The following is a 20509-nucleotide window of genomic DNA, read 5'->3' as shown; positions in this document are numbered from 1 at the left end:
TCTCCTCAGGCGATGCTGACCACTTCGATCTTCACGGCGCATTTCTTGTAATCGGTCTGCTTGGAGATCGGGTCGGTGGCGTCGAGGGTGACTTTGTTGATCAGTTTGTTGGCGTCGAAGAACGGCACGAAGATCAACCCCATCGGCGGCTTGTTGCGCCCCCGCGTCTCCACTCGCGCCTGCATCTCACCGCGTCTACTGATGACTTTCACCACACTGCCACGGCGCGCGTTGAGCTTGCGGGCATCCTCCGGATGCATGTAGACGAGGGCATCGGGCACTGCCTTGTGCAGCTCATCGACCCGCTGGGTCATGCTGCCGGTGTGCCAGTGTTCCAGCACGCGGCCGGTGCTGAGCCAGAACGGGTAGTCCTGGTCCGGCACTTCCGCCGGGACCTCGTAGGGCAGGGCGAAGATGATCGCCTTCTTGTCCGGGTAGCCGTAGAACTGCACGCCGCTGCCTTTTTCCACGTAGGGGTCGTGGCCCTCGCGGTAGCGCCAGCGGGTTTCCTGGCCGTCGACCACCGGCCAGCGCAGGCCGCGCGCCTGGTGGTAGGCGTCGAACGTGGCCAGGTCGTGGGCGTGGCCGCGGCCGAATTCGGCGTATTCCTCGAACAGTCCCTTCTGCAGGTAGAAGCCGAAAGCTTCGGCCTCGTCGTTGGCGTGGCCCTCGGCGATGTCGCTGTTGGGGAAGCGGTCGACCTGGCCGTTCCTGTACAGCACGTCGAACAGGGCCTTGCCCTTGAGCTCCGGCGCCTGGTCCAGCAGTTCGGCCGGCCAGACTTCGTCGGTGGTGAAGCGCTTGGAGAATTCCACCAGTTGCCAGAGGTCGGAGCGCGCCTCGCCCGGCGCCTTCACCAGCTGGTGCCAGAACTGCGTGCGGCGTTCGGCGTTGCCATAGGCGCCTTCCTTCTCCACCCACATGGCGCTGGGCAGGATGAGGTCGGCGGCCTGGGCCGAGACGGTGGGGTAGACGTCCGAGACGATGACGAAGGTGTCCGGGTTGCGCCAGCCGGGAAGGATCTCCTGCATGACGTTGGGGCCGGCCTGCATGTTGTTGGTGACCTGGGTCCAGTAGACCTTGAGCACGCCGTCTTTGAGCATGCGGCTCTGCTCGACGGCATGGAAGCCGGGCTTTTCCTGGATGGTGCCGGGTGGCAGTTTCCAGATCTTCTCGGCGGCGGCACGGTGCTTGGGATTGGCGACGACCATGTCCGCCGGCAGGCGATGGGCGAAGGTGCCGACTTCCCGCGCGGTGCCGCAGGCCGAGGGCTGGCCGGTGAGGGAGAACGGGCTGTTGCCCGGCTCGCTGATCTTCCCGGTGAGCAGGTGGATGTTGTAGATCATGTTGTTGGCCCAGACACCGCGGGTGTGCTGGTTGAAGCCCATGGTCCAGAACGACATGACCTTGACCTTCGGGTCGGCATACAGCTCGGCCAGGGCCTCGAGGCGTTCGGCCGGTATGCCGGTTTCATGGGCGGCATGTTCCAGGGTGTAGGGCTCGAGGAATTTCGCGTATTCCTCGAAGCTGATGTCGCTCCAGGTGTTGGCGACCGCGGCGTTCTCGGCCTGCAGTTCGCGCGGGTCGGTCGGGCGCAGGCCGTAGCCGATGTTCTGCGCGCCCATGGCGAACTTGGTGTGCTTGTCGACGAATTCCTTGTTCACTGCGCCGCTCTGGATGATGTGGTTGGCGATGTAGTTGAGGATCACCAGGTCGGTCTGCGGGTTGAAGATCATCGGGATGTCGGCCAGTTCGAAGCTGCGGTGCTCGAAGGTGGACATCACCGCGACCTTCACATGCGGCGCGCTGAGGCGGCGGTCGGTGACACGGGTCCAGAGCACCGGGTGCATCTCGGCCATGTTCGAGCCCCAGAGTACGAAGGCGTCGGCCGCCTCGATGTCGTCGTAGCAGCCCATCGGTTCGTCCATGCCGAAGCTGCGCATGAAGCCGAAGACCGCCGAGGCCATGCAGTGGCGGGCGTTGGGGTCGATGTTGTTGGAGCGGAAACCGGCCTTCATCAGCTTGTTCGCCGCGTAGCCTTCCCAGACGGTCCACTGACCGGAGCCGAACATGCCCAGCGCCTGCGGGCCGCCTTCCTTGAGCGCGGCCTTGTATTTCTCGGCCATGATGTCGAAGGCCTGGTCCCAGCTGACCGGCTGGAATTCGCCCTGCTTGTCGTACTGGCCGTCCTTCATGCGCAGCAGCGGCTGGGTCAGGCGGTCCGAGCCGTACATGATCTTCGACAGGAAGTAGCCCTTGACGCAGTTGATGCCGCGGTTGACCTCGGCCTTGACGTCGCCATGGGTGGCTACGACGCGGTTCTCGCGGGTGGCCACCATGACGCTGCAGCCGGTGCCGCAGAAGCGGCAGGGCGCCTTGTCCCACTTGAGGTTGGTGGCATCGGCTTCGGTGATCAGGTTGCTGGCGGCCTGGCTGGCGATCGGCAGGCCGGCCACGGTGGCAGCGATGGCCGCAGCGTTGGCCTTGGCGAATTCACGGCGGGTAAGGCTCATCAGGCGTCTCCTTCGAGGAGTTCTTCGTGGTAGATCAATGCGGCATTGAGCACGCCAGGCAGGTGCTGGATGTGCTCGATCGCATCGAGGATGCGGCTTTCATGCTCGGCTTCCAGTACGACCACCAGCTTGCCGTTGGGGCTTTGCTGGTGCAGTTCGAGCCCCGGCAGCAGGCTCAGGTTGGCCTTGACCGCGGCCAACAGTTCCGGGCGGCAGTGCACCAGCAGGCTGGCGATATGCAGGGTTGCGTTCATCGATGGGCTCCGTCTCGGGCGGTGAAAACAGGGCAGCCGCTCAGGCGAATGGCCGGCTCAGGAGGGTCCCGGCGGACCGAAGATCATCTGCAGAATCCAGACAGCGAAGCCATAGCTGCTGACCAGCAGGACGCTGAGGATGGGAAACAGGAAGACGATGAGGAATACGAAGAGGCGGGTCTCTTCCCGCTTGCTCGATACCTCGGCGGGATGGCTGTCATTCGGTGCTGCTTTCATTGTTCTACTCCGACTGGCATATAGGGAGTCTAGCCACAGACCAGAATAGGACAATGTTCGTTTCGGCTCTTTACCGGCGGCTGGAGTTAGGCCGATCAGCGGACTACTTCCTCCTGCCCGACAAGCTGCAGGACGCTCAGTCGTGCTAGCCTGCGCGGCTTTTTTGCTGGCCTGCGCATGATCCGAGGGCGCCAATGACCGCCGAACACGCACATATTTCACGGGGTACTCCGGCCTACCGGCGCGCCACGCTTGCGCTCTTCTGCGCCGGCTTCGCCACATTCGCATTGCTGTATTGCATTCAGCCGTTGCTGCCCATGCTGGCCGCGCATTTCTCCGTATCGGCTGCCAGCAGCAGTCTGGCGTTGTCGCTGACGACGCTCTCGCTCGCCCTCTGTCTGCTGATCTCGGGTGCGCTTGCCGAAAGCTGGGGACGCAAACCGGTGATGGCAGCGGCGCTTGGTTTGGCCAGCCTGCTCGGGATGGCCAGCGTACTGGTCGATTCCTGGCAACTATTGCTGGTGCTGCGCGCGTTGCTGGGGCTGGCGCTCAGTGGGTTGCCGGCGCTGGCGATGGCGTACGTCGGCGAGGAGTTCGAGCCGGAGTCGCTGCCCGCCGCGATGGGGCTGTATATCGGCGGCACAGCGCTGGGTGGGATGCTCGGGCGCCTGCTTTCGGGGCTGCTGAGTGATCTGGGTGGCTGGGAGCTGGCGCTGGGTGGCATTGCTTCGCTGGGGCTACTGGCGCTGGTGGTGTTCGTCTGGTTGTTGCCGCCGTCGCGACATTTCATGGCGCAGCCGCTCTCGCTGCGCGTTTTGCTGGCGAACTTCCGGCTGCATCTGGGCAACCCGGTGCTGCGTGGACTGTTCCTGCAGGGCTTTCTGCTGATGGGCGGCTTCGTCGCGCTGTTCAACTACATTGGCTTCCGCCTGGCAGGCGAGCCGTTCGGCTTGTCCTCCACCTTCATCGGCCTGCTGTTCGTCGTCTATCTCGGCGGGATTTTCAGCGCCGGCTGGGCCGGGCGTCTGGTGCCGCGCTTCGGTGCTCGGCAGGTGCTGCGCGGCGGGGTCGCGCTGATGCTGCTTGGCGTGGGGCTGTGCGCGACGCCGTGGCTGGTGAGCATCGTGCTCGGTCTCGGGTTGTTCACCCTCGGCTTCTTCGCCGCGCATGCCGTGGCCAGCGGGCAGGTTGGCAGCCATGCCAGGGGTGCTCGAGCGCAGGCATCGGCGCTGTACCTGTGTGCCTACTATCTGGGATCGAGTGTGGTTGGCTATGGTGCCGGTTATGTCTGGGATCACGCCGGCTGGTTGCCGTTGATGGCGCTGCTCGCAGCGCTGTTCGTCATCGCCGGTTGGCGGGCGAGGGCGCTCTAGCAGGCGCTGCCGTCATTCGATGCGTTGTTCGCCGCTGAAGGCGAGGGTGGTCTTGCAGCGACGGCAGTAATAACGGCGCCCCTTCGCCACCAGCGCATGGCGTTGGGGCGTGAAGGCGAAATCCTGATCCACGCAGCTGCAGCGGTAGACATAATGGGTAACGGACCGGCGACGAATCGCATAGGTGTGGCAGCGATCCGGCGGCAGCTCGTAAACGCCACGCATGATCAGTTGCCACTCCTCGCCGTGAGGCTGAATCCGTGCGCCGAACATCTGATGGGCGATCAGGTGCGCGACCTCATGGGCGACGGTCTGACGCAGGAAGTGCTCGGTATTCTCCCGATAGAGCTGTTCGTTGAAGCGCAGGAGATTTTCCTGCAAATGCGCCACGCCAGCTTTCTGCCCGCGCAGCTTGAGGCTCACCTGGGGGCGGGTGAAGCCTCGCTTGAAAAACTGCTCGGCCAGTTCGTAACAGGCTTCGACGCGGGCATTGAGGCGCTCGGGCATTGGGGTACTCCTGCAAGCGCCGCATTATGCCAAACCGCCTCTGGCCGAACAGCTTCGTTGGTCACTCGTTAGGCCGTTCGTTGAAGCGCCGTTCGTTGTCTACACCGCCCGGTTCTTCCTGCGGGCGGTTCTCTTCGAAGCCGTAGCTCTGGTTCTGCGGCGTATCGCGCTCGTAGGTCGGGTCGAGCGCAAGCATCCAGAACAGGATCATCGGCACTTTCAGGTTGACCAGTACCAGCAGGCCGACTCCCCAGGTGCAGGCGCCATACAGAAAGGTATTGCGGTTATCGATGCGCATGAACGTTGGCAAGCCGACGAACAACAGATAGGTCGAGTATGCCCCGGCCGCCACCAGGACGAGGATGGCCAGCCAGCGCGACGGGTAGAGCGCGCCCAGTCCGGCCAGGAAGAACGGCGTGATGACATAGGCGATGAAGCCTACGCACTGATTGAAGGTCGGGCGTGCATCGAAGGAGCGCGACATCCAGCGCAGGAAGAACCCCATGATGAAGGTGCCGGCGACGATGGTGATGTAGATCAGCGCGCTGAGCTGGAAGGCACTGCGGGTATCCAGCCAGATCCGTTCGGCTTCGACCAGGCTCCAGCCCACATAGCGCGTGCCGATGAACATGCAAACCGCCGGCAGCAATGCCCAGAGCAGCAGATGGACAAGGTAGTTGGAGCTGTTCTTTTCTTCATCGCGGCGAATGTCTGCCCACGCCCGGTCAGGCCGGGTGAGCAGTGTTACAAAGTGCGGGATCATACCGAGTCTCCGTCTGCTTTGAGGGCCGCTCAGGAATGCAGTTGCAGCGGCGTTATGGCTTTAGAACGGCAGATGCGGTGAGGGTTTCCCTCGTCGATCCAGACGATTCGTCGCGGGATGATGCACGGGGATACGAAAAAGGCCGCCCGCAGGCGTAATGCTGTTCACTTAAGCAGAGCAGCCTTTCGATCCACTGGGTAGCGGGTCTTGGAAATCTTCACCGTCCTTGGCCTTGATGGCCTCGGACGGTGGTCCAGGAACAGCCCGCCGATTCCCGCCCTCAACTCCGACAACCGCCTTCCGGTTGCTGAAATCGGGTTGGCCGCAGCCATCACGATCAATTGCACAGCGATGTATTGGGCCACGGGCTTGAAGCGGATGTCGCATGGCCAAGGGCGACTGCCGCCTGACCGGCTTCACGGCGGATGATGTTGTAGGCCAGCAATAGCCCCCAGACCTCCTGGTAAATCAACTCCTTGGGCATCGTAGCGCTCGCGACCCCACTGGCTACCCGTTTGGCGGAACAGCCACTCCACCGGATTGGCCCCCAGTCGTTTGCGCGCCTCCGTAATACGGCTTCTGGCCAGCAAGTCGTGAGAAGCCAGGCCCTGAGCGCAGATGTTCAGGCGCCGCGCTACTTCATGGACTGGCTCGTCGCGAAACAAAGCCATGCCAAGCAGCAACCAGAGCACCTGATCGCCGGGCAGACGCCGCCGGATCGAGGCCTGGGCGGAGAGGTCCAGCGCGGACGCGACCCACTGATTGGAATGTTCTGAGTGAAGGTGCTCAGATCGGCGAAGTTGAACAGTTCACCCAAGTCGAGCAGTTGCTGTTGGAGAGACATAAAAAATCCGATGCCAGAAGCCTGGCATCGGATTTCGGGGCAGCCCCGCTGGGGCTCAAATGCTTAAGTGAACAGCATTACGCCCGCAGGCGGCCTTTTGAGGTGCGGATGGGTTAACGAACGTAGACCGGACCGATGCCCATGCCCCAGGTGATGACCGACAGCGCAATGATCGCCACCAGCACCACCAGGCCGACCGCCAGCACCGAGCTGGAGAACATGAATCCCTCGTCCTCGTGGATGTTCATGAACTTGGGCAGCCCCACGTAGAGCAGGTAGGCCGTGTAGCAGACCGCCGCGGTTCCCACCAGCATGCCGAGCCAGAGGTGCGGATAGAGACCCGCCAGCCCGCCGATGAACAGCGGCGTCGCCGTATAGGCGGCAAAAACGATGCACTGGGTGAGGGTCGGATTGGCGTCGTAGGTCCGCGCCATCCAGTGAATGAAGCCGCCCATCACGGCGACGCCGGCCAGCATGGCGAAGTAGGAGAGTATCGCCAGCTGCATGCAACTGGCCTGGGTCAGCTTGACCGGCTCTCCACCGCCGATGCTCCAGCCCACCTGGGTCGCGCCGATGTACGCCGATATCGCCGGTATCGCAGCGAGCAGTAGCACATGCGTGAGGTACATGTGGCTGACGGTTTCTTCCTCGCCGCGGATTTCAGTCCACTCCTGACCGGGGTGGGTGAACAAACCCCAAACGTGATTGATCATGCCAGCGTCTCCTCAATTTATGGAGGTCGCCTCGCCTGGCGGTCGTCATCGAGGACGGCGCGTGCGACCTTATGTCGCAGTATAGGAATGCCAATCGGCAATGCATCAGCGGGGTTAGAGCGTTTCGAAGCTATATCGTCAGCGGTAATAGCGCCCGAGTATTTCCATCGCCAGATTGATTGACTGCAAGCGCTGGGTACTGCCCCCCCGATCCGGGTGGTGCAGGCCGACCAGCTGACGATAGCGACGCTTGATCAGTTCCAGCGTGAGGGGCTGTGCGGAGCGATCCAGTTCGAACAGTTCGAGAGCGGCACGCTTCTCGTCGCTGCCCTGCATGCGCGTCCAGAAACTCGCCAGCAGGCGTTCGACATCGTCTTCGTCGGTATCCCGCAGGTTGGAGAGGTCCAGGTAGTACGCGCGCAGGGCGTCCTGTTCGGCGAGGCCGGCGTTGGCGCTGGCATACGGCAGCAACCGAATGTGCAAGGGACTGATCTGCAGATGCCCGCTGCCCTCGGCCCAGAGTCGGTCGCGCAGCAGATACAGCGCGTTGAACACCAGGAAATGCGTGCGGAACAGCACCAGTTTGTCGGTCAGCGGCAGGTTGGGCACATGCGTGCTGTGCCGGCGCTTGAGCTGTTGAATCAGCTCGTATTCGCTGCAGCCTTCGGGGTTTTCCTGCAGCAGTACGAGCAGGTGGTCTGGCAGATCCAGTGCGGGGGAGAAGTCGTCCATCGGGCGAGACTAGCACAGCACGGCGGTTGTCCATTCGGTGCTGGTTCACATCGGAGCAGGCGGCGAACGGGCTGCGGTCGGGCGTGCTTTGCGCGTAAAATGCGCGCCTTTCGCATCTCACCCGGACACCTGACATGGGCAACCTCTCGGTCAACCAGAACAAACTGCAGAAGCGCCTGCGCCGCCTGGCCGGCGAGGCCGTCACCGACTTCAACATGATCGAGGACGGCGACAAGGTCATGGTCTGCCTGTCCGGCGGCAAGTTATAACCAAAAAAATATTTGTAAAGCCTATAAACCTGTAGACATTGCCTGTAAGCCCCGCCTTCCGTCGCTTTTTCTTTCCTCTCGTTTGACAGAACTCATTTGTGGGCTAGTTTGTAACTAAATCGGTTATTGGACTAGCTTTTTTGTCAATCATGAAAGTCAAGCGATACCAATTCAATTCGTTGCCCTTCGTGTCGATAGTGGACGAAGCGGATTGTCCTATTGATCCTTATGTCTCGTGCTATCTCAATGGTCCCTTGGCTGCTAAGTCTGCTAATACGAGGCTTAGGTATGCAAATGAATTGATATTCGTCTTGCAGTACTTTTCGGCAAAAAAAATCAACCTGGTTGAGCGAGTTGCTTCTGGAGAATTTATTTCGCAAAAGGAGTATATGCAGTTTTATGAAGCGTGTTTTTTAAATAAGGGCTATAAGGATGAAGCTTCAAAAATAAAGTCCTTTGATATGAATAATAAGCATCTTAGGAATGTTATAGCTGCAAATCAGAAAGGTATAGCTAGGGTGGCTGGTGAGACCTTACAGGGACGAGTTAGGAGGCTTAGGCAGTTCCTTGTTTGGTTGTTTGAACAATTTCATGATGTCATAAATGTGAGTGAGATCGTACGCAATAAGTTTACTCGGTTGGTCTCAAAGATAAGGTTGGATGAAGAAGGTATTGGGAGAAATAGGTCTCAAAAGGTCGGCGATCCTGAAGAGTCTGTGATTCCAGATGATGTTTTCATACGGCTGTTGGAGATGGTGCAGCCGTCTTCCCCGAATAATCCATTTAAGGCATCAAAAATTAGAAACTATTTGATTTTAAATTTACTGGTGCAAAGTGGAGTCAGAAGAGGCGCGTTAGCAAAATTAAAGGTTTCAGATTTCAATTTTTTCGGAACTTGTGACCAGATTTCTATCTATAGATCTGGGAATGACTCGACAGATACGAGATCTGAAAAGCCGAATCAAAAAACAAAGGCGCATATGGCAACGGTTGAAAAAGCTCTGATGGAACATACTAGATTTTATATTGATCATGTTAGATCTGTATTTTTACGCGCGCAAACTCATGACTTTTTGTTTGTTAGCGAGAATGACTCCAAGGGCACCGCTGGGCTTCCCCTTTCTTTAAAAGCAATAAATGCAATATTTCAGAAACTCAGCAGAGTTTTAGGCTTTCATGTGCATCCTCATATTCTGCGCCATAAATGGAATGAAATAATCGATGAAAAGGCGGAGAAAATTGGAGTTGACCCTTTTCTACTTGAGGATATGAGAAAATACGCTATGGGGTGGTCTCAAAATACAACTATGACAAGCGTTTACAATGATAAACGGCTCGCCTTAAAGGTAAGAAATTTAACAAGATCTCATCAAGATAAAGTGGATAAGAAATAATGATTACATGTGATGAGCAAAATGCGTCAGATGGCAATGAAAGAGAGTCTTCGTTTATTAGCGCTAAGTCCGGCCTAGTCGTCAATGTCGCTGATGATGTTTGGGTTGTACTTCCGAATAATGGTAAAGGACAACGGCTTTGCGTTGATTGGATTTATTCGAATAGTATTAATGGTGAGGATAGAAAGTTAATTTTAGATGTTGTTATTTATTATGTTAGGACGAAGGCTGCGAGTACTGCTTCGGGGGTTATTAGTAATACGAAACCTTTCTTAGGAAATGGTATTCCTACGTTGACGAAGATCAAGAGTATATGGGGAGGATTAAGGACAAATAATAAAAAGGGGCTTAATCAGTTTTTTGGTACTTTATGTAAGCTTGGGGAGTCAAGATTTGATGAGTATCATGCATTTACAAAATCGCATTTAGATAAAACCAGAAGTAATGCGCTTGATGTTTCAAGGGGTGCGTTTGATGATGCTGAATTTGACTGTTTGGCTAGGCAAATAAACCTAAGTATTGGAGGATTTGAATGGGGGGTCAGTCGTCCGATATCATTCTATAGGTCGAAAAATCAATTTGGCAGCCTTAGGAATCTGGTTACTAATAAATTGTTGCTTTCGATTGTAAGGCGGCCTGTTCAGATTGCTTTGTTAAAGTGGTCAGATTTAATTCCGTCAGGGGCGTCGTTTAATGATTCGAATATTCGCAGCTCTGACGAGGTTAAGTCGATAGGGGCAAAGACTCTTCAGCTTCGGGTATTTGTCGCTAAGTCGAGTAGGGTACTCAATTCGAGAGGCTTTCCCGAACGCTATCCAATACATCTTTCAGAAACTCTCTCAAAAATACTTGGTGACTATAAGAAGGTATTTTTAGATGGTGTTTCATTGTTGCTGGATTCCTTGGGAATAGGATATGAGCAATCTGAGCTGTTGGGTGTTTTAGATAATATGCCAATATTTCCAGATACTAGTTTCTTTGATTTACAGTTTGACTCATTCGATTTTTTTAGTCGCCTTTTTACTCCTCACTCTACTGCATATCATGTGTCTGAATCCGCAGTTGCGATGGCTGTGAGATGGGTTTCGATTAGCTCTAGCCGAACTGCTGACTGTATTGCTACCTCCAATCGAATTCGTCACACAGTATTGACTCGCGGAGCTCAAGAGGGACTGCCAGCTGCTCATTTAGCAAAGATAACCGGTGTTACGGTGCCAGCAGCCAGGCACTATATAGATTTGGATTATAAATCTAGGAGAGAAATTGATGTTAAATATCTTGGTAACGATTTTTTGTCCGATATTTTTGGCGGTGTTTTAACGGTAGTGTCAGAAGGTGATGATGTTATATTCGATAGAAATTTTAACCCTATAGGTGGGGCTAGAAAGAAACTTTCATGTAATAGTTGTTCTGCAGTGTCCGGCAGACCGTTGGGGTGCTATGGATGTCCGAATTTTCGACCGATACTCGAAGCAGATCATAGGTTGATTTTGAGGGAAGCTGAAGAAAAGCTTCTGATAAATCGCAGTTCTCTAATTAATCCTCTCTATACCCGGAGCGTTGAGAAGCTGGAACTCCAAGTTGCCTGGATCAAGCTAACTATTGACGTTTGTGATGAGGCTATTTTAAGGCGGCGAGCGTTAAATGATTAATTTTTACTTAAGCCGTCTGGAGCAGCTAACTCTTGAGATTAGAAATTTTGATCTAGAGCAATTTGAAGGGCAGTCTGGTAAAAGAGCTGAACTTGATGATCTGATTTGGTATTACATTGATCCAAATACAGGTAGACGTACTAGATATTTATGTGGGCTACATGGTCGCAAGGGGAAGGGTAATGCAGGGGGACGTCCTAGTGACGCTCTTCCTTATCCTTACTCATACCTAATTAAAGGGTGGATTATAGAGTTAGCGGCTACATCACTATCTGCTGGCGAAAAAAAGGCTCGGGTGGCGATTGCTAGAAAATTCTTGTCGCACATGGATGGTGACTTGCATGCTCAGTCAGAAGCTACCATTCGTGCTCTTAATTTGGGTGATAGTTCTTCAAGTCGTTTACGCTACTTTCTCTCGTTTTGTCATTCTAAAGGCTTAATTCGTGCGATTAATATCAAAAGCTCTGATAAAAGAGACAGGACAGGTCATGCTCAGCTTGATAGTTCATTAGATAAACTTCCGAATATTGAATCCTTGCTGGCATTGAGCTCTATTTTTTCGAAAATTTTTGAGAGTGTTAGTGATGAAGGTGTTCCTAAGCGTATTGAAAATATAAAAATGCATGATGCGCTAGTTGTAACATTTGCGCTTCTGTCTTTGGCCTCTCCTAATCGGATGGCAGCTGAAATACCTCTTCTTACTAAGCAGCGGTTGAACTCTTATTCTGAAGTTGGTGGAGAGTCGGTTTATTATCTAAATTGGGTTGGTAGTAAAGGATATCCTGACAATAAAACTCACCTGCTTGCAGTCTTGGCTAGGCATGCAAACAAAGCTATAAATTTTTTTTATAATGCATGCGAGCCTGCAAGGATTCTATGCCGCTTTTATGAAAAGCCAAGTCGTAGTTTGAGGGATTTGCTTGGGGATTTCAAGATATCACCTGAGCTAGAGTGTAATCTGCCTCTAGATCTAGCGCCAAATCTTTTTACTTTAGGCTACGCTTTAGGATTTTATAACCGCCATGATCGTGTCCCAGTGCTAAAAGAGGGGGTTGATCTTGCTGCTATTAAATCTTACAACCGGTGGAGGTTCTTCGAGGATAAGCCGATATGTTCGCTGTTGGCTGACGATCGTCTATCCGTGTCTCAGGTTAGAAGTGCTAAATTGTCTGCGTTGCCATACTTATTTGACTACGTATACATGCCTAAAGTTTTTCACGATAAGGTCACTGTTACTGTCAGGGAAGTGCAGGAATGGTGGATATCTTATTATAAAAAAACATTTTTGCCAGAGTTCCCTCTTTCCTACTCATCCGGTGACTCATGTATTAGCCTGAAAGACGCAATGTTCTGCTTCCTAGGTAGTTGGCTATATGGGGCGTCCAACGGCGTGCAGAGCGGGAGTAAGTCATTTTATACAACAAAGTATGCAGTAGTTCCTTTAGCGTCGCTAGGCTCGTCGGTTGCGCGTAGGTTAATTGGTCGGTCGTATGATTATTTATCAATCTTTGAAGATTACGGTTTTTCGGCAGAGCTACGTCTCACACCGCACAGCCTTCGACATTTCTCAAATACCCTTGCTGACCAAAGTGGCATTCCGGTAGAAATAATCACTGCTTGGTCGGGCAGAAAAAGTTCTGAGCAAACTCACACTTACATTCACACGAGTCATGAGGACAAGGTGAGTAGGGTTAGTGCAATAATGAATCCCTCAGAAACTGACATTAGTTCAATTCGAGTTGTTTCCCAAGAGGAGCTTATAAAGGCCACGAATCTGCCTGCATCTATCACATCTACGGGGCTATGTACTCAGAATCTAAATGTTTCCCCTTGTAATTATTTAAATGATTTTGTCTCGCAATGCTTTATGTGTTCGGAGGCATGTCATGTGGCTGGTGATGAGAAGGCAGTAGCTCTATTTGAAAAAGATTTATCTTTTCAAATGGCGAGGTTGAATGCAGTTGAATGTGACACGCGCTTGGCCATCTCCCGAGCAATGCAGCAATGGTATGTTATTCACTCCCAGAATGTTTGCATTCTGTCTTCTTTGATTGAATTAATGAGGGATTGCCCCGTGGGGACAGTCATTCGTTACTCTAATAGTGGTTCGGAGTTTTTCTTGACTGACACAAGTACAATGGAAGTTAAAAGAGTTGCAAGTGCTATTCCTGATTATGAAGCACACTTGAAGGGTATCATTGAAGAAAAAAATCCGAGCGTTACTCCTGAGGTAAATCCTCAACTGCGTTCTCTTTTATCGTCTTTTGGCCTGTCTGAAGGAGAGGTGTGACGTGGTAGTGCCAAAAATATCTGCTCAGCAGCAGCGTAAAATTGAGATTATGTTGGCCAAGTGGGTAGGTAAACTGACGTGGGATGCTCTGGTGGCTAAGGTCGAACTTGAGATCGGCATAAAAACGACTAGGCAAACCCTCTGCACTTATGTGGGTATAAATACATCATATAAGAACAAAAAAGCTCAACTTCGTGGCGCAACGCCTTCCCTTTACACAAAGATAACTGCTTCTGAAGTAAAGCTGGTGGAGCAAATAGAGCACTTGAAGGCTGAGGTTGCGGTACTCAGAAAGAATAATGCAGAGCAACTCCGTATGATTGAGAGGATGCTATTGAACGCAAGTGCAATTCCCAACCTAGATCTCTATGCCTTGGTTAAGAAAAGGCCGGAAGAGATACATAATGGCTAAAACTATTGCACACCGCCGTCGACTATGACGTGGCAAGCACGCATATACTCTGCAGCCCGGGGCATCCGGGCAAATAGACTGGCTTTCGCCCGGATTTGATCATCACGATTTAGCTGCGCCTTAGCTGACCAGGCGAGCCGTTTGCGGGTCATACGCTACACCGGTAATCGATCCATCCCGAATACGCTCAACTGCTTCATCAATCACATGCAGTGGTACTAGGAACCATTCCCTCGGCTTGACCGGATTGCCGAAGCGGTCTTCGATGGTCAAGTCCAGCTGCGCTGCGCCGAACAGGCGATGGAAAATATTTTCCAGCCTCGTGCGGTTCAGATTGTGCAGCTTGTAAGTAGCGACCACCTCCACATCGGCCAGCAGGTAGGTGGCATCTTTCGCAGCTGCCGCGATGCGGGTTTCCACCTTGCCACCGGTCACGCCAATCTTGTGGATCAGCTCGCGGTGTTTGGATACGAATGGGTGGCTGGACTGGCTGCGCAGCACATAGATAGTGCCAGTCTCGATGTCGTCCGGCTCGGTTATGTCGCTGAACAGCGGGCCGGAATCTACCTTGATAAGCCGAGATCCGGCACGCCCGTCACTGTCTTTGTAGAGCGCCCGCTGCAAGGATCGTAATAGCAGATCGCTTTCCGTCTCATTTGAGTAGATGACGCGCAAGCGCCCATTCATCTCCGCATTCGGCGTCTTGTAGGTATCGCCCACCTCGGCGACATAGGCAATGAGTCCGCTCAAAATGAAGAAGTCCCCGGCCTCGATGCTCGCGTTCTTGCCAAAGGGCTTGGTTACCCACAATTTCTTCTTGAGGCCCGATTCCACCTCATCAAACAGTGGCTTGAACTTCTCGAAGTCTTTACATGGGTTTCGAGCGGCAATTTCTTCTGCCGCCTTGATTGCCGCGCTGGAACGCACATGTCGCAGCACTGTGATATCGTCCTGGTCGACGGACTCACTGCCTATGCCCAGCTCGGCGAGCAAGGCGTCCTCATCCAGGTCATCCACATTTACAGCGGCGACCGCACTGCCTGACAGTAGGCCGTGACTATCCAGGCCGGCCAGTAGGGTTTGTGCCTCCGGCAGCTTGCGCAGCTGATCCAGGCGTACGGCATACAAGCGCTCGAAGATGTCGCGGTCTTCGCCATGCAGTGGGGCGCGGTGGTGGGTCTGGTAGAAGCGCTGAATGTCCTCGAAGCCAGCGATGATGCGTTCTTCGCGAGGGGTTCGAGTGGTTGTCTTGAGCGTGGGGACTTCTACCCCCAACGCATCCAGCAGGTCGTCATCGTTCATATCAGCCATTGGCGGGTTCCCCCTGTGCCGCTTTGGCCTGGGCGCGGTAGCGTGCCAACGCAGCTACACCTTCGGCCATGCGCTTTTCCCAGGCATCAGCAGAGTTTATGTCGGGCAGGCGGCCACGCTCGTTCTTGAACTGCAGAGCACGTTTTGCCAGTTCTCGTGCTTCGTCTTCGGGAATGCTCACCTTCTTGGCAGCAATGCTTGCCTGCACCTGGCGAAGGGATTTTTCATCCATCGCCTTCGCCAGTACCGCATAGGCGGCATCGAAGGGGTTGATGCGGTCGATCAGATCAATGTCCAGCTCGCGCACGTTAACGAACTTGCGCACGCCATCCAGCAGTGCGGTACTGCCCTGCACGTTGTCGCTACCGTTAGCATCAGCCTGCGCTAGAACCAGCTTGGCCTGTTGGGTAATGTTCATGGCTGCGATGGCGTGTTGGCGGATGGCTTCCTGGTCGACGTCGCTCAAGTCGGGATAACGCTCGCGAACGATCTTGCCCATGCGCAGCTGGGTCAGTTCTTCCGGCAAGGTGTTTTCCTTGTCAAACAGGCCACGCTCCAGCACGGTTTTATCCTGCAGGAAGCTGGTCACCACTTCGTTCAAGTCTTCTTTGCAAATGCGCGTGGCTTCTGTGCTTTGCGGTGTGGTCAGGCCATTGATCTCGACATGGAACTGGCCCGTGGTTTCATTCACACCCAGGTTGGTGCCACCCTTTTGATACCCCTCCGGTCCGTAATTGAAGCCTTCTTTCGGGCCGGTATCTTTCGGTGTGAACTCATAGCGCGGGGCCAGCACCTGTTCCATCAGCAGGCTGGCGGAAATGGCCTTGAGCATATCGTTCACTGCCTCAGCAACGGCTGCTTGATCTGCCATAGGTTCGGCGATCAGGTTGGTGAAGCGCGAGCGCTCCTTACCCTCGGCATCGCGGGTGGCGCGGCCAATGATTTGCACGATTTCGGTCAGGCTCGAACGGTAGCCTATGGTCAGAGCATGTTCGCACCAGATCCAGTCAAAGCCTTCTTTCGCCATGCCCAGCGCGATGATCACATCCACGTTGTCACGGTTGTTCTTCTGCGCCGGATCTTTCAGCGCGCCGAGCACTTTGGAGCGTCTGGCTGCGTCGCTGTCATCCACCAGGTCGGCCACTCTCAGCGTGCGGCCGTCCTTGGCATTGATAAGGTGAAAGCCGGTGGCCGGGTCTACACCCTGCCACTCACCGAGCGCGCTCATGATCTCGTTAACCTCGCGCTCCTTGTCCTTGAGGCTCTCGCGGGCATTTACGTTTGGAATGTGGACGATGGTTTTCAGCGCCGGGTCCAGCACCTTGGCGACCGCATCCACGTACCTTCCGGTGTAGAAGAAGTAGCCAATATCCAGCGACTTGAGCCAGCGATAGCCGTTGAGCTGCTCGTAGTAGGTGTACGTCACTGTCTCAAATTTGTTCTCTTCCGACGGTGCCAGCACGGCCTCGCTGTCGCCACGGAAGTAGGAACCTGTCATGGCCACCAGATGCACCTTGTCGCGGTTGATAAACGCGCTTAGTTGGCTGCCCAGCTTGTTGTCCGGGTTGGCGGAAACGTGGTGGAACTCGTCGATGGCAATCAGGCGGTTGTCGAAGGCGTCAATGCCCAACTCTTCCACGGCAAAGCGGAAGGTGGCATGGGTGCAGACCAACACCCTGTCGCCGCTATTCAGGAAGGCGCGCACGGCATCAACCTTGGACTTGGCCACACGCGGCTCATCGATGCCAGGGGCATTGCACAGGTTCCACTGAGGGGCCACCTGCCAGTCCCAGTAGAAACCGTGCTGGCTCAACGGCTCATCGGCAAAGCTGCCACCAATGGAGCGCTCCGGCACTACGACGATGGCCTGTTGCAGTCCTTGGTTATGGAGCTTGTCCAAGGCGATAAACATCAGGGCGCGGGACTTTCCAGATGCCGGTGGGGATTTGATCAGCAGATACTGTTCGCCGCGCTTGGTATAGGCGCGTTCCTGCATGGTACGCATGCCCAGCTCATTGGCCTTGCTGGATGCCCCAGTGTGCGCAGTGGCAATGGATACCGATGGCACCGTGTAGCTGTTGGTCGGGTTGGTAGTGTTAGTCACTGTGATTCTTCCTCCATGAGAGTGCCGTCGCCTGGGCATTTTGGATGCGGCCTTTGAGATCAGCTAACTACTCGCCGTAGCCTTCGGGGGGGGGTGGTCTGGCTAGCAGGGGTATCGCTCATGCCTTTTTCCCTCTTGGCTTTTTCGGCGAGGTTTTTGCGGTGTCTGCTGTCATTTTGGTGTAGAGATCAAACAGCTTTTCCAGCCGTTCGGTGTCGTTTCTAAACCGACGACCGATATAGATGCGTTCCAACACTTCATCGTTGCGCTCGTGCGCGCGACGCAGGTTGTCCGGCATGCTGTCCGGGGCGTACAGGTCGGCGATGGTGGCGGGGAAGTGGGCTTCGCGGGCCAGCAGTATGTCCTCGGCGCAACGGGTCAGATCGGCCTTGTTCTGTTCGGTGAGCAGTGGAACTGGAAAGGTATTCCAGCCGAGGGTATTGGAGTACCTAAAGTCAGTTCGCATTCTTGAACACACGGTTCCTATCCAAACCCAGTGCATTCGTGAAGCAATTAACGCCAAATTCCATAGTGGTGCGTCGTAAAGGGCGAAAGCTAGGTTGCTAACAATGGTATTTGCCGATACAAAACCAACCGGGAGATACTCGCGCAACTCGGATGAAACAGCGGCCACCACGATTGCGTCTCTATCAGCAAACCCTGCAATTTGGACGAAGCGATGAGGCTTCTGAGCAAATTGACGGGTGGATTCCGCATCAGACATGCTGCGGTTATCGACAACTAACTTCAGGCGTTCTGCAATGAAATCGATTTTCTTTGCAGATTCGACCTTGTCGTCACCAATCCATAGGCAATATCGCTGTTTACCGTTTATGAGTTCATCAGAGCCCATAAAACCTTTTACGTAAGGCCGAACTGTGTCGTTCGCCGTCATCTGCGAGCCCAAGTCAGACCCCATAAGCAGATGCCCCCCATCACGCGGCATATTGCCGAATAACATAGGAAATTGCTCGCCGATGGGTTCGCTAGCTTTCAGGACGTAGGCCAAGCTGTTTGGTACCAAATACGGGCCAATGGCTGAGCATTGCTTGAGCAAGTCATCCTGATACAGCTTTTTCGGCACTGCAGATTTCTTGCCTAAGCCAACAATCACCACGGTAACCCCCGCATTGTGGCTAGCAAGGTTGGCCCATGTGAAGGATGTATGCGCAAAGCGAATTTCGCAGTCACGTTCAAAGGCCACTGGCCATATATCAATTGCCTGCTGCCCCTGGCAAATGCTGTTGGTGGCCACAAATGCGCCGACGGCATTAGGCTCGCTGTCAACGTAGTCTAGAAGCTTTGCGAACCAACCTGTGACGTAGTCTGTCGTCTTGGCGAGCTTCGGGTGTCTCTGCCAGGCATTAGCCATATCCCTTTTCTGCTCGTCGGTTTGCCACTTACTTCCTTTGTACGGGGGATTACCGCAGATGTAGGTTTCACCACCTTCGTTCTCGAATGCAATTTCCGCTTGTTGAAGAGGTGTTCCAAACAGGTCATCACTGACAAGCTTTACCCCTGTGCCGGTCGGTGGGCACACGCTCAGCCAATCCAGCTGTAAGGCGTTATGGCAAACAATCCAGTTCTGCGCGTCTAACGGTAGAAACTCTGCCAGGGCATCCTGCTGCCCTCGATGAAGTACATCGCACTGAAACTCGGCGATGATCAGCGCCAGGCGGGCAATCTCTGCCGGGAAGTCACGCAGCTCGATGCCGCGGAAATTGGTCAGCGGTATTTCGGACTTATTGTGAGCTTCGCCTCGGCGGCGATTGATCTCAGCCTCAATCTCGCGCATCTGTTTGTAGGCGATAACCAGGAAGTTGCCGGACCCGCAGGCAGGGTCAAACACGCGGATGCGCGCCATGCGCTTGCGCAGGTTCAGCAGCTTGGCTTTGTTGTCGCCCGCAGAGTCTAGTTGAGCACGCAGGTCATCCAGAAACAGCGGGTTCAACACTTTCAGAATGTTGGGCACGCTGGTGTAGTGCATGCCGAGTGCGCCGCGCTCTTCATCATCGGCCACGGCCTGGATCATGCTGCCGAAGATATCTGGGTTGATTTTTTGCCAGTTGAGGTTGCCGGCGTGCAGCAGGTAAGTACGGGCCATGCGTGTAAAGCGCGGCACTTCGGTGTTGCCTGAAAACAATCCACCATTTACATAGGGGAAGATGTTGGCCCAGCTGGGCAGGCGCGGTTGAGCGGTGGCGCGCTCGGCCAGCTTGATGTTCATGGCGCGGAAGATTTCTGACAGCAACTGGTGGGTATTGGCGCCGTCGCGCTCGCTGTACTGCTCCACCGTCCTAGTAAATAGACCATCGCCAGCGAAGATATCGGTATCTTCGGCAAAAAAGCAGAACACCAGGCGCGCCATAAAGTGGTTCATGTCGGCGCGGCGCTCGGCTTTTGCCCAGTCCGGGTTCTCGTTCAACAGCTCGACGTACAGCTTGTTCAGGCGGCTGGTGGCGCGCACGTCGATGGGGTTGTCCTTGATCTCCTTGATGGTGGAGATGCCGGCCAGCGGCAGCAGAAAACCGAAGTGGTTGGGAAAGTCAGGGTAGTCGCAGGCGATGGTTTCGCCCGTGATCAGCTCTTCGGCTTCCAGCGTTTGCCCGTCGGTAGCGAGGATGAACTTGGCTTTGGCTTTTGTGGTGGCCGGGCTAGCACGTAACGCCTTGAGCGTTTCGCCCACAGTGCCGGCCTCGCATGCGGCGATATGAATGTTGCTGCGCAGCAGTACGCCTCCGGGTACGTCCGAGGCGTTGTTGTTGCCGGCGCGCAGGCGCTTGAGCGCGGTTTCCTTGTTGCCGAACGCGGCCAGGAAGGTGAACGGGAACTCCGCCGCGTCAAAGGGCTCAAGGGCCAGGTCCGAAATGGCGGACTCAATTTCTACTGCATTCATGGTTTACCACTGTCCAGATCGCTGATGCGCGAAGGCGGCGGTTTTAGCCGCTAGGATTTTGGGTAATGGCTACATCCCCCCCGGCCGGCACATGCTGCTCTGTCGGCTTGGCGTTAGCATCAGCAACTCCGCTCTGCTCAGCAGTATTGACGTATGCCTAATGCCATTGACAGCGACAGCCGGGTGTCCTGAACCAGTAACGGGGAAATCAACCACTACACGATGCCGGGGATGATAAAGGAAGG

At 54.8% G+C, this 20509-nt stretch carries 15 protein-coding genes and 2 pseudogenes; 6 read left to right on the top strand and 11 right to left on the bottom strand.

What is annotated here, in order from left to right:
• Window positions 1-5: 5 nt before the first annotated feature.
• Genes napA through napE form a run of 3 tightly spaced genes read right to left on the bottom strand, consistent with a single transcriptional unit; the run spans window position 6 to window position 3004 of the window.
• The gene (gene napA / locus P5704_007100) at window positions 6-2513 is read right to left on the bottom strand and encodes a nitrate reductase catalytic subunit NapA (protein ID WOF80231.1); all 2508 of its coding nucleotides are present in this window, start codon (window positions 2511-2513) and stop codon (window positions 6-8) included.
• Window positions 2513-2767: a chaperone NapD gene (locus tag P5704_007095; GenBank protein WOF80230.1), complete on the bottom strand. Its 255-nt coding sequence runs from the start codon at window positions 2765-2767 to the stop codon at window positions 2513-2515. Before P5704_007095 ends, napA begins: the two co-directional genes overlap by 1 nt.
• Window positions 2768-2824: 57 nt before the next feature.
• Window positions 2825-3004 carry a periplasmic nitrate reductase, NapE protein gene (gene napE, locus P5704_007090; protein WOF80229.1) on the bottom strand — a complete coding sequence of 60 codons (180 nt, stop codon included), beginning with the start codon at window positions 3002-3004 and terminating at the stop codon, window positions 2825-2827.
• A gap of 194 nt (window positions 3005-3198) precedes the next feature.
• Between napE and P5704_007085 the strand changes: the two genes are divergently transcribed.
• Window positions 3199-4377, top strand: a complete 1179-nt coding sequence (locus P5704_007085; GenBank protein ID WOF80228.1) for an MFS transporter — start codon at window positions 3199-3201, stop codon at window positions 4375-4377.
• Between the two features lie 12 nt (window positions 4378-4389).
• On the opposite strand, the gene P5704_007080 is transcribed toward P5704_007085, so the two are convergent.
• The 5 genes and pseudogenes from P5704_007080 to P5704_007060 all read right to left on the bottom strand — a co-directional run bounded on the left by P5704_007080 (window position 4390) and on the right by P5704_007060 (window position 7936).
• A complete protein-coding gene (locus P5704_007080) occupies window positions 4390-4884 on the bottom strand; it encodes a SprT family zinc-dependent metalloprotease (protein ID WOF80227.1) in 495 nt (164 codons plus the stop codon).
• A 61-nt stretch (window positions 4885-4945) separates the two neighbouring features.
• Window positions 4946-5647, bottom strand: coding sequence for a Yip1 family protein (locus tag P5704_007075; GenBank protein WOF80226.1), 702 nt, complete (start codon window positions 5645-5647; stop codon window positions 4946-4948).
• Window positions 5648-5811: 164 nt separating this feature from the next.
• Window positions 5812-6491 (bottom strand): annotated as a pseudogene (locus P5704_007070) (transposase domain-containing protein).
• Window positions 6492-6604: 113 nt separating this feature from the next.
• Window positions 6605-7204 carry a Yip1 family protein gene (locus P5704_007065; protein WOF80225.1) on the bottom strand — a complete coding sequence of 200 codons (600 nt, stop codon included), beginning with the start codon at window positions 7202-7204 and terminating at the stop codon, window positions 6605-6607.
• A 138-nt stretch (window positions 7205-7342) separates the two neighbouring features.
• Window positions 7343-7936: a DNA-J related domain-containing protein gene (locus P5704_007060; protein WOF80224.1), complete on the bottom strand. Its 594-nt coding sequence runs from the start codon at window positions 7934-7936 to the stop codon at window positions 7343-7345.
• Window positions 7937-8070: 134 nt separating this feature from the next.
• Between P5704_007060 and P5704_007055 the strand changes: the two are divergent.
• The 5 genes and pseudogenes from P5704_007055 to P5704_007035 all read left to right on the top strand — a co-directional run bounded on the left by P5704_007055 (window position 8071) and on the right by P5704_007035 (window position 13953).
• Window positions 8071-8199: pseudogene (locus P5704_007055) on the top strand (tRNA 2-thiocytidine(32) synthetase TtcA).
• A 203-nt stretch (window positions 8200-8402) separates the two neighbouring features.
• Window positions 8403-9599, top strand: coding sequence for a site-specific integrase (locus tag P5704_007050; GenBank protein WOF80223.1), 1197 nt, complete (start codon window positions 8403-8405; stop codon window positions 9597-9599).
• On the top strand, window positions 9599-11251 hold the full coding sequence (locus P5704_007045) for a hypothetical protein (protein WOF80222.1): 1653 nt from the start codon (window positions 9599-9601) through the stop codon (window positions 11249-11251). Before P5704_007050 ends, P5704_007045 begins: the two co-directional genes overlap by 1 nt.
• Window positions 11244-13541: a hypothetical protein gene (locus P5704_007040; protein WOF80221.1), complete on the top strand. Its 2298-nt coding sequence runs from the start codon at window positions 11244-11246 to the stop codon at window positions 13539-13541. The genes P5704_007045 and P5704_007040 overlap by 8 nt, the downstream gene beginning before the upstream one ends.
• 1 nt (window position 13542) lies before the next feature.
• Entirely contained in the window at window positions 13543-13953 is a 411-nt protein-coding gene (locus P5704_007035; protein WOF80220.1) for a hypothetical protein, read from the top strand.
• Window positions 13954-14073: 120 nt separating this feature from the next.
• Here P5704_007035 and P5704_007030 read toward each other — a convergent pair whose 3' ends face one another.
• From P5704_007030 to P5704_007020, 3 genes are all read right to left on the bottom strand, one after another.
• Window positions 14074-15264 carry a GIY-YIG nuclease family protein gene (locus tag P5704_007030; GenBank protein WOF80219.1) on the bottom strand — a complete coding sequence of 397 codons (1191 nt, stop codon included), beginning with the start codon at window positions 15262-15264 and terminating at the stop codon, window positions 14074-14076.
• Window positions 15257-17407, bottom strand: coding sequence for a DEAD/DEAH box helicase (locus P5704_007025; GenBank protein ID WOF80218.1), 2151 nt, complete (start codon window positions 17405-17407; stop codon window positions 15257-15259). The genes P5704_007030 and P5704_007025 overlap by 8 nt, the downstream gene beginning before the upstream one ends.
• 79 nt (window positions 17408-17486) lie before the next feature.
• Window positions 17487-20264, bottom strand: coding sequence for a DNA methyltransferase (locus tag P5704_007020; protein WOF80217.1), 2778 nt, complete (start codon window positions 20262-20264; stop codon window positions 17487-17489).
• Window positions 20265-20509 lie beyond the last annotated feature (245 nt).

This window comes from Pseudomonas sp. FeN3W, assembly GCA_030263805.2.
Classification (GTDB): domain Bacteria; phylum Pseudomonadota; class Gammaproteobacteria; order Pseudomonadales; family Pseudomonadaceae; genus Stutzerimonas; species Stutzerimonas stutzeri_G.
This window is presented reverse-complemented; position numbering and strand designations above follow the sequence as displayed.

Coding starts and splice junctions, on each gene's coding strand:
- P5704_007040 (WOF80221.1), top strand. CDS start 11,244: ATGATTAATTTTTACTTAAGCCGTCTGGAGCAGCTAACTCTTGAGATT.
- P5704_007020 (WOF80217.1), bottom strand. CDS start 20,264: ATGAATGCAGTAGAAATTGAGTCCGCCATTTCGGACCTGGCCCTTGAG.
- P5704_007060 (WOF80224.1), bottom strand. CDS start 7,936: ATGGACGACTTCTCCCCCGCACTGGATCTGCCAGACCACCTGCTCGTA.
- P5704_007065 (WOF80225.1), bottom strand. CDS start 7,204: ATGATCAATCACGTTTGGGGTTTGTTCACCCACCCCGGTCAGGAGTGG.
- P5704_007095 (WOF80230.1), bottom strand. CDS start 2,767: ATGAACGCAACCCTGCATATCGCCAGCCTGCTGGTGCACTGCCGCCCG.
- P5704_007080 (WOF80227.1), bottom strand. CDS start 4,884: ATGCCCGAGCGCCTCAATGCCCGCGTCGAAGCCTGTTACGAACTGGCC.
- P5704_007030 (WOF80219.1), bottom strand. CDS start 15,264: ATGGCTGATATGAACGATGACGACCTGCTGGATGCGTTGGGGGTAGAA.
- napA (WOF80231.1), bottom strand. CDS start 2,513: ATGAGCCTTACCCGCCGTGAATTCGCCAAGGCCAACGCTGCGGCCATC.
- P5704_007085 (WOF80228.1), top strand. CDS start 3,199: ATGACCGCCGAACACGCACATATTTCACGGGGTACTCCGGCCTACCGG.
- P5704_007045 (WOF80222.1), top strand. CDS start 9,599: ATGATTACATGTGATGAGCAAAATGCGTCAGATGGCAATGAAAGAGAG.
- napE (WOF80229.1), bottom strand. CDS start 3,004: ATGAAAGCAGCACCGAATGACAGCCATCCCGCCGAGGTATCGAGCAAG.
- P5704_007075 (WOF80226.1), bottom strand. CDS start 5,647: ATGATCCCGCACTTTGTAACACTGCTCACCCGGCCTGACCGGGCGTGG.
- P5704_007025 (WOF80218.1), bottom strand. CDS start 17,407: ATGCCCAGGCGACGGCACTCTCATGGAGGAAGAATCACAGTGACTAAC.